The sequence below is a fragment of the Streptomyces sp. NPDC021622 genome, assembly GCF_040640795.1.
In the GTDB taxonomy this organism is placed as follows: domain Bacteria; phylum Actinomycetota; class Actinomycetes; order Streptomycetales; family Streptomycetaceae; genus Streptomyces.
The window spans coordinates 1-13,644 of the sequence record NZ_JBFACK010000032.1; the positions used below are offsets into that span (position 1 = coordinate 1).

Annotated in this window: 13 protein-coding genes; 7 read left to right on the forward strand and 6 right to left on the reverse strand. The window is 72.1% G+C overall.

The features are described from left to right. The first annotated feature begins 138 nt into the window (after positions 1-138). A complete protein-coding gene (gene fxsA, locus AB0G47_RS39970; RefSeq protein WP_360780738.1) occupies positions 139-714 on the forward strand; it encodes an FxsA family membrane protein in 576 nt (191 codons plus the stop codon). 89 nt (positions 715-803) lie between these two features. Here fxsA and AB0G47_RS39975 read toward each other — a convergent pair whose 3' ends face one another. The 4 genes from AB0G47_RS39975 to AB0G47_RS39990 form a co-directional block, all read right to left on the reverse strand. Further along, complete coding sequence (locus tag AB0G47_RS39975) at positions 804-1,178, reverse strand: RNA polymerase-binding protein RbpA (RefSeq protein ID WP_030360404.1); 375 nt, start codon at positions 1,176-1,178, stop codon at positions 804-806. Between the two features lie 256 nt (positions 1,179-1,434). Continuing rightward, positions 1,435-2,787 (reverse strand): MFS transporter, encoded by a 1,353-nt coding sequence (locus AB0G47_RS39980; protein WP_360780741.1) that lies wholly within the window; start codon positions 2,785-2,787, stop codon positions 1,435-1,437. Between the two features lie 48 nt (positions 2,788-2,835). Next, on the reverse strand, positions 2,836-3,603 hold the full coding sequence (locus AB0G47_RS39985) for a glycerophosphodiester phosphodiesterase (protein WP_360780744.1): 768 nt from the start codon (positions 3,601-3,603) through the stop codon (positions 2,836-2,838). Then, positions 3,600-4,322: a hypothetical protein gene (locus tag AB0G47_RS39990; RefSeq protein ID WP_360780747.1), complete on the reverse strand. Its 723-nt coding sequence runs from the start codon at positions 4,320-4,322 to the stop codon at positions 3,600-3,602. The genes AB0G47_RS39985 and AB0G47_RS39990 overlap by 4 nt, the downstream gene beginning before the upstream one ends. A gap of 64 nt (positions 4,323-4,386) precedes the next feature. Between AB0G47_RS39990 and AB0G47_RS39995 the strand changes: the two genes are divergently transcribed. Beyond that, positions 4,387-5,886, forward strand: a complete 1,500-nt coding sequence (locus AB0G47_RS39995) for a PLP-dependent aminotransferase family protein (RefSeq protein ID WP_360780750.1) — start codon at positions 4,387-4,389, stop codon at positions 5,884-5,886. A gap of 98 nt (positions 5,887-5,984) precedes the next feature. Here AB0G47_RS39995 and AB0G47_RS40000 read toward each other — a convergent pair whose 3' ends face one another. Then, entirely contained in the window at positions 5,985-7,568 is a 1,584-nt protein-coding gene (locus tag AB0G47_RS40000) for a hypothetical protein (protein WP_360780752.1), read from the reverse strand. 48 nt (positions 7,569-7,616) lie between these two features. Further along, positions 7,617-7,811 carry a hypothetical protein gene (locus AB0G47_RS40005; protein WP_360780755.1) on the reverse strand — a complete coding sequence of 65 codons (195 nt, stop codon included), beginning with the start codon at positions 7,809-7,811 and terminating at the stop codon, positions 7,617-7,619. Positions 7,812-8,105: 294 nt separating this feature from the next. On the opposite strand from AB0G47_RS40005, the gene AB0G47_RS40010 reads away from it, so the two are divergent. The 5 genes from AB0G47_RS40010 to AB0G47_RS40030 all read left to right on the forward strand — a co-directional run bounded on the left by AB0G47_RS40010 (position 8,106) and on the right by AB0G47_RS40030 (position 13,644). Continuing rightward, positions 8,106-8,498, forward strand: coding sequence for an ankyrin repeat domain-containing protein (locus tag AB0G47_RS40010; RefSeq protein ID WP_360780758.1), 393 nt, complete (start codon positions 8,106-8,108; stop codon positions 8,496-8,498). A 302-nt stretch (positions 8,499-8,800) separates the two neighbouring features. Further along, positions 8,801-10,219, forward strand: a complete 1,419-nt coding sequence (locus AB0G47_RS40015) for a HEAT repeat domain-containing protein (RefSeq protein WP_360780761.1) — start codon at positions 8,801-8,803, stop codon at positions 10,217-10,219. A gap of 109 nt (positions 10,220-10,328) precedes the next feature. After that, positions 10,329-11,453, forward strand: a complete 1,125-nt coding sequence (locus AB0G47_RS40020) for a glycosyltransferase family 1 protein (protein WP_360780764.1) — start codon at positions 10,329-10,331, stop codon at positions 11,451-11,453. Beyond that, positions 11,450-12,793 (forward strand): glycosyltransferase, encoded by a 1,344-nt coding sequence (locus tag AB0G47_RS40025; protein WP_360780767.1) that lies wholly within the window; start codon positions 11,450-11,452, stop codon positions 12,791-12,793. The genes AB0G47_RS40020 and AB0G47_RS40025 overlap by 4 nt, the downstream gene beginning before the upstream one ends. Continuing rightward, positions 12,790-13,644 carry an SGNH/GDSL hydrolase family protein gene (locus AB0G47_RS40030; protein WP_360780770.1) on the forward strand — a complete coding sequence of 285 codons (855 nt, stop codon included), beginning with the start codon at positions 12,790-12,792 and terminating at the stop codon, positions 13,642-13,644. The genes AB0G47_RS40025 and AB0G47_RS40030 overlap by 4 nt, the downstream gene beginning before the upstream one ends.

The window sequence follows — 13,644 nt, forward strand, 5'->3', positions numbered from 1 at the left end:
GCGCGTCGGCCGCGTCACGGGCCGCAAGCCCCGCTGAGGCCCGCACCGGCCCCCTGCAGGGGGCCGGTGCGGGCCTCAGCGGGGCTTATTGATCATCCCCTTATGCCGGACTGAACCGGGCCCAGGCACACTGGAGCCATGACGACTGGCGTACCGCCCACCCGACCCGCCCGGCCCCGGCGCTCCCGCGTCCTGAGGTTCCTGCCGCTCGGCATCGCCGCGTGGCTGGTCCTGGAGATCTGGCTGCTGACCGTCGTGGCGGGCGCCGCCGGCGGGCTCACGGTCTTCCTGCTGCTCGTGGCCGGTGTGGTGCTCGGCGGCGTGGTCATCAAGCGCGCCGGACGCCGGGCCTTCCGGGAGCTCAGCGAGACCCTGCAACAGCAGCAGAGCGGCCTGACGGCCCCCACCCCCGAGCGGGGCGGCGGCAACGCCCTGACGATGCTTGGCGGGCTGCTGCTCATCCTGCCGGGGCTGATCTCCGACGCCCTGGGACTGGTTCTCCTGGTGCCGCCCGTCCAGAAGGCCGTCAGCCGTTTCGCGGAGCGGACCATCGAGCGCAAGGTCCGCGAGGCCACCCCCGGCGGCCTCGGCGACGCTTTCCAGCAGGCGCGCATGCACCGCCCGGACGGCAAGGTCGTCCAGGGCGAGGTCATCAGGGACGACGAGCCGCCGGCCCGGGGGCCGCGCCCGGACGACCCGCAGCTCCCGCACTGAGCCCGCAGCAGACGGGCACGCACACGAAGGCCGGGGCCCTGCTCAGCAGGGCCCCGGCCTTCGTGTGTGCGGTGTTGTTCAGTTCGCCGTCAGGCGGACTTGCGGCTGTCCCGCGGGTGCACCGCGATGTTCATGGCTCCCGACCGGAGCACCGCGAGGCGCTCCTCCAGGACCTCCTCGAGTTCCTCTCGAGTACGGCGCTCCATGAGCATGTCCCAGTGCGTACGCGCAGGCTTCCCCTTCTTCTCCTCAGGTCCATCGCCGTCAACAAGGAGTGCCTGGGCCCCGCAGACCTTGCACTCCCACTCCGGCGGGATTTCCGCCTCTACCGAGAAGGGCATCTCAAATCGATGCCCGTTCTGGCATGCGTACTCCACGGCCTGGCGCGGAGCCAAGTCGATGCCGCGGTCGGTCTCGTAGCTGGTCACCACGAGGCGCGTGCCGCGAAGAGCTCGCTCACTCATGAATCGTGCCTCCCGGGCTTGTCGCCCACAGGACAGGTGTCGCTGTCGTCGTCATCCGGTCAACGTCCGGTCGGCGGTAAAGATTCCCGTTCAGGGTCATGCGTCGCCGTCGTATGCCGCCCCTTGTTGTACCCACCAGCGCCCGGTTTGTCACATCTAGTCACAGATGTCACCCAGCGTTTCTGAATGCTCATCGCGCAGTAACGGTCCGCCTGGTAGGCCAAACGCGTACACTACCGGCCTTTGGCTTCAGTTGCTAAATCCTGTCCGGTACGAGATTCCCCGCGTCGCGCACCGCACGCCGTACGGGCACCCTCGCGAGCAGCACGAAACCGATCACGAAGAAGGCCACCAGCGAGATGATCGCGTCCCGATAGCTCCCCGTGAGCTGGAACGTCAGGCCGAACACCAGGGGCCCCAGCCAGGCCATGCCGCGATCGCTGATCTCGTACGCGGAGAAGTACTCCGCCTCCTTCCCCGCAGGAACCAGATGCGAGAACAGGGACCGCGAGAGGGCCTGGGTGCCGCCGAGCACCAGACCGATCCCCGCGGCGAGCACGAAGAACCACACCGGCGCCCCCGAGGGCAGGAAATACCCGGCGCCGATCGTCACCGTCCAGGCGACCAGCGAGCCCAGGATCGTGCGCTTGGCCCCGTACGTACGGGCGAGCCGCCCCATGCCGAGCGCGCCCGCCACCGCGAGCAGCTGCACCAGCAGGACCGCCACGATCAGCGTCGACTGGCCGAGGCCCAGCTCCTCCGAGCCGTACACGGACGCCTGGGAGATCACGGTCTGCACGCCGTCGTTGTAGACGAGGTACGCCAGGAGGAAGGCGAGGGTGTGCGGGTGCCGGCGCATGTCGCGCACGGTCGACGCCAGCTGCCGCAAGCCGCGTCCCGCCGTCTCCGAAGGCGGCGCCTTGCGGTCGCGCAGCCTTCGAAGTGGTACGAGCGTGAACGCGCCCCACCACACACCCGCCGACGCCAGACAGATGCGCACGGCCGTCGCCTCGGAGACACCGAAGGTGTCATGCGCCAGGAACAGGACCAGATTCGCCACCAGGACGAGCGCGCCCGACGCGTAGCCGAACGCCCAGCCGCGCGAAGAGACAGCGTCGCGCTCCTCGGGGGTCGCGATCTGGGGCAGATAGGAGTTGTAGAGCACCATCGACACGGCGAGCGAGGCATTGGCGACGATCAGCAGGAACCCGCCGAGCAGATAGCGGTCGCCGTCCAGGAAGAACATCCCCGCCGTCGCCCCGGCCCCCAGATAGGCCGCTGCCGCAAGGAGCGGCTTCTTGCGGCCCGAACGGTCGGCCGCGGCGCCCGCCAGCGGCATCACGAAGATCGAGACGAGCACCGACGCCGAGACCGTGTACGCGAAGAACGACCCGGCGCTGACCGGGACGCCCAGCGGATGGACGTACCCGTCCGCGTCCGCGGCCGCCTTGGCGATCTCCGTCAGATAGGGGCCGAGGAACACCGTCAGGACGCTCGTCGAGTAGACGGAACAGGCCCAGTCGTAGGCGTACCAGCCGCGCTGTTCGCGCCGCCGCCCTGCGGCCTCCTCGTCGGCCGTCCGCTCTGCCCGCACGGTGTCGCTGCCCACCCGTGCCCCCTCGCTGTTCCCCGTGGTCCGCTGCCCCCGCCAAGGCGGTCAGGCCCAGGTGCCCCGGTCCTTCAGCACCTCGCGCAGCGTCTCGATGTGATCGGAAATGATGCCATCCACTCCGAGGTCGAGAAGGGCCGTCATACGGTCCGCGTCATTGACCGTCCAGACATGGACCTGCAGCCCGCGCGCGTGGGCCGCGCGCACGAAGCGGTGGTCGACCACCCGGATCCCGCCGTGCGTCTCGGGCACCTGCGCGCACACCGCGGACGCGCGCACCATGGCCGGCACCCCGTAGGAGCGCAGCCGGAGCGCCGCCACACCCCGGGTCCCGTACGAGGTGGCCAGGCGCGGCCCCGCAAGGAGCTGTGCCCTGGCCACCCGGGCCTCCAGGAACGAGCCCACGCACACACGGTCCCAGGCGTTCGTACGGCGCAGCAGATCAAGCAGCGGGAGCAGGGCGGTCTCGGCCTTGACGTCCACGTTCCAGCGGACGTCCGGGAACGACTCCAGGAGCTCTTCGAAGAGGGGCACCGGCTCACGGCCCGCCACGCGCGCGTGGCGCACGTCCTCCCAGGGAAGGTCGGCGATCCGGCCTGCCCCGTCCGTCACCCGGTCCAGCGTCGCGTCGTGGAAGGCGACGAGCCTGCCGTCCGACGTGGCGTGCACGTCCGTCTCGATATAGCGGTAGCCCAGGCCGACGGCGCGCCGGAAGGCGGCCGCGGTGTTCTCCAGGCCGTCGGCCGCCCCGCCGCGGTGGGCGAAGGCGAGCGGGCCCGGATGGTCGAGATAGGGATGGCGTACGCGCTGGGTCACCGCTGCAGTATCGCCTGCTCCGGTTGACCGCCGGCAGCCACCACATCACCCCCGGATGGAGCAGGGACGGCGAAGAAGCGCAGGAAGAACTGGGCGAGCGGTCCGATCGCCAGCGCGTACAGGATCGTCCCCACGCCCACCGTGCCGCCCAGCGCGAAGCCGGTGGCCACCACCGCCACCTCGATCAGCGTCCGCATCAGCCGGATCGAGCGGCCCGTGCGCTGATGCAGGCCCGTCATCAGACCGTCCCGCGGCCCCGGCCCGAACCTGGCCGAGATGTAGAGCCCGGTCGCCACACCGTTCAGGACGATGCCCGCCACCAGGAGCGGGACACGGGCGGCGAGCGCGTGCGCGTCCGGAAGCAGCGCGAGGGTGCCGTCCATCGCCAGGCCCACGACGAAGACATTGGACACCGTGCCCAGACCGGGACGCTGCCTCAGCGGTATCCACAGCAGCAGCACGGCCGCGCCCACGAAGATCGAGACGACGCCGATGGACATCCCGGTCAGCTCGGCCAGACCCTGGTGCAGCACGTTCCACGGCTCGAGGCCGAGCCCGGACTCCACGAGGAGCGCGGAGCTCGCCCCGTACAGCGCAAGGCCCACGTACAACTGGATCAACCGGCGCGCCAGATGCGCCGTGGGCTTCGTCGTCGGCTTCGTCGTGGGCTTCGTCGTGGACAAGGAATGCCCCCCGCTAGTGGTAGTGGCCTGATGCATGACACTCTGTGGCTTGCAAAGGGATGCCAACCATGGCCAATTCCGGGAAGGTGGACTGGGAATCATGGCTCAGTGGACTTCGGCGGTGGGCGCCACACAACTCGCCCGGCTGCTCACCTCTCAGCAGACCCGCCCCGCGGGCCCGGGCAGCCGCAGGCCGCCCGCCTACCGCGCCCTCGCCGACGGCATCCGCATGCTCGTCCTCGAGGGCCGGGTCCCCGTCGCCGCCCGGCTGCCTGCCGAGCGCGAACTGGCCGTGTCGCTCTCCGTCAGCCGGACCACCGTCGCCGCCGCGTACGAGGCGCTGCGCACCGAAGGATTCCTGGAATCCCGCAGGGGAGCGGGCAGTTGGACCGCCGTCCCCGCCGGCAACCCGCTGCCCGCGCGCGGGCTCGAACCACTGCCGCCCGAGGCACTCGGCTCGATGATCGACCTGGGCTGCGCGGCCCTGCCCGCACCCGAGCCCTGGCTCACCCGCTCCGTCCAGGGCGCCCTGGAGGAACTGCCTCCCTACGCCCACACCCACGGCGACTACCCGGCAGGACTGCCCGAACTGCGCCAGATGCTCGCCGAGCGCTACACCGCACGCGGCATCCCGACCATGCCCGAACAGATCATGGTCACGACCGGCGCGATGGGCGCCATCGACGCGATCTGCCACCTCTTCGCCCCGCGCGGCGAACGCATCGCCGTCGAATCCCCGTCGTACGCCAACATCCTCCAGCTCATGCGCGAGACGGGCGCCCGCCTCGTCCCCGTCGCCATGGCCGATGGACTCGGCGGCTGGGACATGGACCGCTGGCGCCAGGTGCTGCGCGACGCGGCGCCCCGGCTCGCCTATGTGGTCGCCGACTTCCACAACCCCACCGGCGCCCTCGCCGACGAGGACCAGCGGCGCCAACTCGTCGACGCGGCCCGCTCCTCCGGCACCGTCCTCGTCGTCGACGAGACGATGAGCGAACTGCAGCTCGACACGGACCTGCCGATGCCGCGCCCCGTCTGCGGATTCGACCCGGCGGGCTCGACCGTCATCACCGTCGGCTCGGCGAGCAAGGCCTTCTGGGCGGGCATGCGCATCGGCTGGGTACGGGCCGCCCCCGATGTGATCCGCAGCCTGATCTCGGCCCGCGCGTACGCCGACATGGGCACCCCCGTCCTGGAACAGCTCGCCGTGAACTGGCTCCTGAACACCGGCGGTTGGGAGTCGGCCGTGGAGGTGCGCAGGGCCCAGGCGCGCGAGAACCGCGACGCCCTGGTCGCCGCCGTCCGCCGCGAACTGCCCGGCTGGGAGTTCGAGGTCCCGGCCGGCGGCCTCACCCTCTGGGTGCGCACCGGCGGCATCTCCGGCTCCCGCCTCGCCGAGGTCGGCGAACGCGTGGGGGTCAGGGTCCCGTCAGGGCCGCGCTTCGGAGTGGACGGCGCGTTCGAGGGGTATGTGCGGCTGCCGTTCACCGTGGGAGGCGCGGTGGCGGACGAGGCGGCGGCGCGACTGGCGGCGGCGGCCCGGTTGGTGGAGACGGGGGCGGGGGCCGGGGTGGAGACGCCTCGGGCGTTTGTGGCGTGACGTCTGCTGACATGTAGCGGATGAGAGAAGACGGGTCGGATGACGGGTGACAGACGCTGAAATCTGTCACCCGTCATCTGTCACCCGTCATCCGTTCTTCAGCCCTCGGCGGGCACCGGCTCAGGCTCCGCCCCCGCCCCTGCCCTCGCCACCGGCTCAACAGCGTCCGCCGGTGTGCTCCGCCCCGGCAGCAGCTCCAGGACCGCCTGTCGGTGCGACTCGCTGGTCGCGTCGTCGTACGGGTCGGGTGTCGCCGGCACCTGGAGGCGGTGCACCGCGGCCGTGCCGAGCCGGGCATAGCCGCGGCCCGGCGGGACGTGGACCGTGGGGGTCGTGTGCGGCGGTACGCCGAGGACGTCCTCGAGCTGGTCGGGCGTCGCGGGGCCGAGCACCACGCGCGCGCGGGTGTGCTGCCGTACGGAGTCGCTCAGCGAGTCCAGGCTGTCGAACTGGTCGGCCACGACGACCGTGACCGCGGCCGCCCTGCCGTGCCGCAGCGGTACCTGCAGTAGTGACTGCGGGTCCTGGTGTCCGTCGGCCGCCGCCAGGTGGCCGAGGACGCTCGGGCGGTCCAGGAGGATCCATAGGGGGCGCTTGGTGTCCTCCGGTGCCGGGTGGCCGGCCTGCCGGGCGCGGTTGGCGGAGATGAGGCGCCGCTCCGTCTCGTGTGCCGCCCACTCCAGGCTGGCCAGGGACCCGGCGAGCCCGCACTCGACGGCAAGGACGCCGTCACGGCCGGTCAGGCAGGCGTAGTCGCCCGTGCCGCTGCCCTCGACGATCAGGACGTCGCCGTGCTGGAGCGCCTGCAGGGCGATGGACCGCAGCAGGCTTGTGGTGCCGCTGCCGGGCTGGCCGACCGCCAGGAGGTGCGGCTCGGTGGAACGGGGCCCTGTGCGCCAGACGACGGGGGGTACGTCGCGCTGGTCGCCGCCGTCGGCCACGGGCAGGGTGCGCTGGACTCCGGTGGGGTCGGTGAAGCCGAGCACGGTCTCGCCGGGGGCGGTGACGAATCGCTGGGCGGCGATGTCGGTGGGCAGCGGGGGCAGCACGTTCACCGTGAGCTGGTTGCCCTCCTCGTCCCATGCGAAGTGGTATTCGCGGCCGCGTCCCGACTTGGCGTGCAGGAGCTGCTCGATCCGTGCGCGGGACTCGGCCTCGCCGTCCGTGAAGTACGCCGGGTAGCTCACCACCAGACGGGAGACGCGCCCGGAGTCGTCGAACTCGTACGAAGTGAAGGCCTTGTCCCACTCGCCGCCGTGCGCGAAGAGCGGGGCGGGGTCCTCGGGGACGGAGAAGTACGGGACGAGTGCTTCGTAGAGGGACTGCAGCCGCTGGATCTGCGCCTCGTCGGGGCCGGTCGGCGCGGGCGCCGTGCGCTCCCGTCCTGTCCACCCGGCGGCCGCCATCAGGCAGATGGCGGCGAGCAGCGGACCGTACGGAATGAGCGCCACGACCAGAACCACGGAGGCCACGAGGAACAGCAGAGGTCCGCGCCGGTCCTTGGGTGTGTCGGCCCACTTGCGCCGCCCGGCTGAAGCCAGCCGGCGCAGTCCACGGGTGATCGTGATCAGCGGATGGAGGACGTCGGTGGCGCTGTCGGCGGCCGACCGTGCGAGCTCCCGGCTCCGGGCGATCGGGGCAGTGCCGTTGCTCAGAATGCGGGGGAGGGGGCGCCGGGCCACTTCAGTCTCCTGTTGGTGCGAACGAAGTACTACGGGGGGCAGGGGACGTCAGAACTTGATCCCGCCGAGAAGGCTCGCCAGGCTCGCACTGCCGGCCTTGATGCTCGGGGCGATGGCGGTCCCCGCCATGAAGAAGCCGAAGAGCGCGCAGACCACCGCATGGGACGCCTTGAGGCCGTCCTTGCGGAAGAACAGGAAGACGATGACTCCGAGCAGCACGACGCTCGAGATGGAAAGGACCATGGGGGTTCTCCTGGTTGGTGGGGACAGTCACCATCAGTACTTCCAGGCTCACAGCATGTATCCATACGATAAAAGGTGCAAATGGGGGAATTCAGCGTAATTTCCCTCGAATGGCCGAGGGTTGCAGGGCCACCCGTGCGCAGGTCGTGAGGTGTATGTGCCCCTTGTGATCTTTGCCGTGGGCGGGCCCGGTCATGTGCCCGGACGGGCAGTACCCTGTCGATTCACTCGTACGGCCGCACCGAGCGCCGTACGCCCCCCGAATCACCCCGCACTCGAAAGGCGGTCCGGTCCATGAGCGAAGCACCCGACCCGGAAGTCGTGGAGCTGGCGACCAAGATCTTCGATCTGGCGCGGCAGGGCGACACCGCGGCGCTCGCGGCGTACGTGGACGCGGGCGTTCCGGCCAACCTCACCAACGACAGCGGCGACTCGCTCGTGATGCTGGCCGCCTACCACGGGCACGCCGACGCGGTCCGTGCCCTCCTGGAGCGGGGCGCCGAGGCCAACCGCGCCAACGACCGGGGGCAGACGCCGCTCGCGGGTGCCGTCTTCAAGGGTGAGGACGCGGTGATCAGGGTGCTGCTCGACGGTGGTGCCGATCCGGCCGCGGGAACTCCTTCGGCGGTTGACACCGCCCGGATGTTTGCCAAGACGGAGCTGCTCGAGCTGTTCGGGGCGGCCTGAACGGGGTAGCTGACCAGCAACAACGGGGGCGCTGGAAATGTGGTCGCGGCGGGCTGAACCGCTGGGTCATCATGACGACGTGATTTACGGACGCGACGGCGGGGCAGGTGTTGCCGCACCGCGCGGACCGTGAGCGGCCCGCCCCCGGACCTTCCGTCCGGGATCCCTTCGGGCCACCGACGAGAGGCAGAGGAAGATGGTCTACAACAAGCAAGAGACGGCGGGCGGCCCGACCTGTTGGCGCACGGCCAGGTAATTCACGATTCCCGGTTGCGTCGACGCTTGATGTGAGGCTGTTTCCCATGTTCGATCCGGTCATAGCGCCCAGCGGTACGCTGCTCGGCCTGCTGCAGCGGGGCCGCGGCGACGGCACGCTGCACGCACTCACGGCACCCCGATCCGAGGCGCTCGCCGCCCTCGACCACTGTGTGCTCCACGACCCCCGCCACGACTGGCAGGTGGAGAACCGCTCCCTGTACTTCGCCCGCCTCTACCTCGATCTGCGCGGCGAGATCAAGGGCATCGAGCGGCACCTGTTCGACCCCGAGGACGTCCTGGACACGGACGACTCACGCACCGGCCTCGCGCTCTCGGTCCTTGGCCACCTGGCCTCGTACGGCAGGCGTGACGCCCTGGAGCTGCTGCGCAGGTACGCGGCGTTCGGTGCCAACTGGGCGTGGGCCCTCGACGAGCTGGCGCTGCGGGACGACGACGCGGGCCTGCGCGCCCTTGCCGCCCCCGTGCTCGCCAGATTCCCCGCCGACGCGGAGGGCGAGGCCGAACTGGCCGCCGCCGTGCGCGACGCCTACGAACCGCGGCCCTGGCGGCTGTGGGAGGAGGACCCCCGCGCCGATATCGGTGCCCGTGTGCGTGCCGCACGGGAACAGGGCTCCTTCGACCGCTGGCAGCGCCAGATGCGGCCCTCGGGGCCACGCCCCGGCTGGAGCGTCCAGGCCGTCTTCGACTGGGCGCAGGAGGGACTTGAGCGCGGCGCCGTCCTTCACGTGCCGGCCGCCCGCTGCCTGACCGCGGTCGCCGGACCCGACGACCGCGCCGAGATCCTCGAAGCCGCCCGTAACGGCTCCGACGGGGCGCGCGGCACCGCCTTGCGCTACTTGGCCGACGCCCATGACCCTGACGTCTTCGAGCTGATCGAGTACGCCGTCCAGAGCCCCTCCCAGGTCGTCGTGGACGCGGCGGCCGAGGCTTTCGAACGGATGCGCAGTGTCGCCGCCGTGGAGTGGGCCCGCCGCTGGGCGTACCGGCCCGACGCCCTTGGCGCCGCCGCCGGACGGGTGCTCGCCTGCAGAGGCGGGGCCCACGACAGCAAGCTGGTGCTCGCCGCGCTGCGGGAAGCGGTCCGCGGCGAAGGCCCGGACGCACCCACCCTGTGGACCCTCGTGGACGGAGCAGGACGGCTCGGTATCGCCTGCGCGGCCCCCGTCCTTCGCCACGTCTACCGCGAGACCGCCTCGTCCCATCTGCGCGGCCGCGCCGCCCGCGCGCTCGCCGCCACCGACCCGTCCTTCGCCGCCGGATTCGCCGTCGAGTGCCTGTGGGACTGCGAGGAGTCCACGCGCGAGGTCGCCGCACGGCATGCCGAGACCGGTGACGCCCGCGTGGTCACCCAGCTCAGAAGGCTCGCCGCGGACCCCGCCGAAGAGGACGACGTACAGAGCGCGGTGCGCAGCAGAATCGACCCCGACGCGGCCGAGGTGTGACCCGGCGGTGACGCCGGGGCCGGGCGTGGAGGGGAACGCTCATGGGACGTTCCCCGCCAGGAAAGATCCACGTTGACGTGCCCACGCCCCGCACGACGACAACACGGGTATGCGTGTCGTCATCGTCACCGAATCCTTCCCTCCCGACGTCAACGGTGTGGCGCACTGTGCGCTGCAGACCGCCCGGCAGCTCGTTGCCCGCGGTCACGACCCCCTCGTCATCGCCCCGGCCCCCGCGGCCGGGGCGGACGCCGATGAAAGCGCGCCCTGCCCCGTCGTCCGCGTGCCCTCCCTGCCGCTCCCCGGCTATCCGCAGGTCAGGGTGGCGCTGCCGAGCCGTCGCCTTTCCGCGGCGCTGAGCGCGCACCGGGCCGAACTCGTCCATCTCGCCAGCCCGTTCGTCCTCGGCGCGCGCGGCATGGCGGCCGCGGCCCGGCAGGGCGTTCCGGCCGTCGCCGTCTACCAGACGGACCTGGGCGGCTACGCCCGTACGTACATGGGCATGGGGGAGTCCACCGCCTGGCGGCGCATCCGCGCCGTGCACACGGCGGCCGACCGCACGCTCGCCCCGTCGTCGGCCGCCCTGCGCGACCTCGTGGCGCACGGCGTGCCACGGGTGCGGCTGTGGCCGCGCGGCGTGGACACCGCGCGCTTCAGGCCCTCCCTCCGGGACGCCGCGATACGTCGTGAACTCGCTCCGAACGGTGAGCTGATCGTCGGCTACGTGGGCCGCCTCGCCCCCGAGAAGCAGGTCGAACTCCTTGCCGGGGCCTGCGGCCTCGAAGGCGTGCGCGTCGTCGTCGTGGGCGACGGGCCCAGCGAGGACTCCGTGCGGGCGGCGCTGCCGGGCGCGCTCCTCCTGGGGCGCCGCACCGGCGACGAACTCGCCAGGATCTTCGCCTCGTTGGACCTGTTCGTGCACACCGGGCCGTACGAGACGTTCTGCCAGACCGTGCAGGAGGCGATGGCCAGCGGAGTGCCGGTGGTCGCGCCCGCTGCCGGCGGACCGCTCGACCTCGTCATGCCGGGACGCACCGGCGTCCTCGTGCCGCCGCGGGACGCCCTCGCGGTGCGGGACGCGGTGTGGGCGCTCGCCGCCGATCCAGGGCTGCGCGCCGCCTACGGAGCGGCAGGACGCGCCGCCGTCGAAGGGCGTACCTGGGGTGCGGTGGGCGAGCAGCTCGTCGGCCACTACGCCGAGGTGCTCGCGACGCGGACGGCGGTGGCGGCATGAGGGCGGCGGCATACCGGGAGGCGGCGGCTTCCCGCGAGGCGGCGCGGTCCGGCGCACGGCCCGCGGAGGGGCTGCGGATCGTGCGGCTCGCCAACTTCGTCGCGCCCTCGTCGGGCGGACTGCGCACGGCACTGCGCGAGTTGGGCCGCGGCTACCTGGCGGCCGGGCACGAACCCGTCCTCATCGTTCCCGGCGAGCGGGCCTCGGTGCGCGACACCGAGCAGGGACGCGTGCTGACCCTGCCAGGCCCCGTGCTGCCAGGCACCGGCGGCTACCGCGTCCTCAAGGACCGCGTGCGGGTGGCCCGGCTCCTGGAGCGCCTCGCCCCCGACCGGCTCGAAGTCTCCGACCGCACGACACTGCGCTGGACCGGCGCGTGGGCCCGCCACCGCCGCATCCCGGCCGTGATGGTCTCCCACGAGGCGACCGACGCCGTCCTCAGGACCTGGGGCCTGCCTCCCGGGGCCGCGCTCCGTGCAGCCGACGCGCTCAACTCCCGTACCGCGCACGCGTACGCGCGTGTCGTGTGCACCACGGAGTGGGCGGAGCGCGAGTTCGTCCGCATCGGGGCACGCAATGTCGTACGTGCTTCACTCGGCGTCGACCTGGAAGGACGTCACCCGGGGCTGTACGACGCCCGCGTGCGGGCCCGCCACGCGCGCGTGGACGAGGTGCTTCTCGTGCTGTGCTCACGGCTGTCCGTGGAGAAGCGCCCTGGCACGGCGCTGGACGCCCTGGAGGCGCTGCGCGGGCGGGGTGTACGGGCGGTGCTCGTCGTGGCGGGGGACGGCCCTTTGCGCGGCCGCCTCGAACAGCGGGCACGCGATCGGCGGTTGCCGGTGACCTTCCTCGGCCATGTCGCGGACCGCGCGGCGCTGGGGGCGCTGCAGTCGGCGGCCGACGTCTGCCTGGCGCCGGGCCCCTGCGAGACGTTCGGCCTGGCGGCCCTGGAGTCCCTTGCCTGCGGCACGCCGGTGGTGGCCAGCGCGTCGTCGGCGCTGCCGGAGATCGTGGGCGGGGCGGGCGCCGTCGCGAAGGATGGCGGCAAGGCGTTCGCAACCGCCGTCCAGACACTTCTTGCGCGACTCGAAGGCCAACGCCGGGAGGCCGCACGCGCGCGTGCGGAGTGTTTCGGCTGGGAAGCGGCGGTAGCCGCGTTCTTGGCCGCACATGAAGTGCCTAGTGGTTGTGGGCAGGCGTCCCGCAGGGCGAGTGGGGTCTCCCCTGCTCGAGCGGAGCCGAGAGCTTGGGGAAGGGTGGGCACAACCCCCCTGCCGGGCACGGATGCACCAGGCGGCGGGGCAAGGACGGCAACGAACAACACAGGGTACGCATCATGAGCCCCCTGCGTTTCGTGGCCATGGGTGACTCCCTCACCGAGGGGATCGGGGACCCCGTAGCGGAAGGATGGCGCGGCTGGGCGGCGCTGCTGGCCGCCGGGCTCACGGGGGACGAAGCGGGCGTGGAGTTCCACAACCTGGCCGTCAGCGGCGCCCAGACCTCGGATGTCCTGCACCGCCAGCTGCCCGCGGCACTGGGCCTGCGGCCAGCCGTCGTCTCCGTAGTCGTCGGCGTCAACGACACCCTCCGCTGCACCTTCGACATCCACGCCGTCGCCGCCCGCCTCGATCAGATCTACGCCTCCTGCACACAGCAGGGCGCCCTGCTGCTCACCGCCTGCCTGCCCGACCCCGGGGCCATGCTCGGCCTGCCGGGCGCCCTGGCCCGCCCGCTGGCAAGGCGCCAGCGCGGCGTCAACGCGGTCGTACACGCGCTGTCCGAGCGGTACGGCGCGGTGCACCTGCACGCGGCGGAGGGCGACTGGGTGGCCGACCGCGGCCTGTGGAGCGCGGACCGGCTGCACCCTGGCGAGCGCGGGCACCGGCTGCTCGCCGCCCGCTTCCACGCACTGCTCGCGGCACGCGGCACCGCGGCCGGCAGCCCACCGTCCCGCGAGCCTCAACTCCCGCAGCCCACCCGGTCGGCGAGCATCTGGTGGCTGGCCACCGCCGGCACCGGGTGGGTGGCGCGCAGGTGCACCGATCTGCTGCCCCAGCTGCTCACGCTCGCCGCCGACGAGGTACGCCACCAGGTGCGGGGCAGCAGCGCCCGCCTCGACCTGATCGCCAGCCACGCAGTGGCCACGGCCCTCGCCGCGCTCTCGGCCGCCGAGCAGCCGGACGCGGCATAG

What these genes read in the sequence shown, in the direction of transcription:
- fxsA (WP_360780738.1), top strand. Translation starts at nt 139, where the DNA reads ATGACGACTGGCGTACCGCCCACCCGACCCGCCCGGCCCCGGCGCTCC.
- AB0G47_RS39975 (WP_030360404.1), bottom strand. Translation starts at nt 1,178, where the DNA reads ATGAGTGAGCGAGCTCTTCGCGGCACGCGCCTCGTGGTGACCAGCTAC.
- AB0G47_RS39990 (WP_360780747.1), bottom strand. Translation starts at nt 4,322, where the DNA reads ATGCATCAGGCCACTACCACTAGCGGGGGGCATTCCTTGTCCACGACG.
- AB0G47_RS39995 (WP_360780750.1), top strand. Translation starts at nt 4,387, where the DNA reads ATGGCTCAGTGGACTTCGGCGGTGGGCGCCACACAACTCGCCCGGCTG.
- AB0G47_RS40005 (WP_360780755.1), bottom strand. Translation starts at nt 7,811, where the DNA reads ATGGTCCTTTCCATCTCGAGCGTCGTGCTGCTCGGAGTCATCGTCTTC.
- AB0G47_RS40010 (WP_360780758.1), top strand. Translation starts at nt 8,106, where the DNA reads ATGAGCGAAGCACCCGACCCGGAAGTCGTGGAGCTGGCGACCAAGATC.
- AB0G47_RS40015 (WP_360780761.1), top strand. Translation starts at nt 8,801, where the DNA reads ATGTTCGATCCGGTCATAGCGCCCAGCGGTACGCTGCTCGGCCTGCTG.
- AB0G47_RS40020 (WP_360780764.1), top strand. Translation starts at nt 10,329, where the DNA reads ATGCGTGTCGTCATCGTCACCGAATCCTTCCCTCCCGACGTCAACGGT.
- AB0G47_RS40025 (WP_360780767.1), top strand. Translation starts at nt 11,450, where the DNA reads ATGAGGGCGGCGGCATACCGGGAGGCGGCGGCTTCCCGCGAGGCGGCG.
- AB0G47_RS40030 (WP_360780770.1), top strand. Translation starts at nt 12,790, where the DNA reads ATGAGCCCCCTGCGTTTCGTGGCCATGGGTGACTCCCTCACCGAGGGG.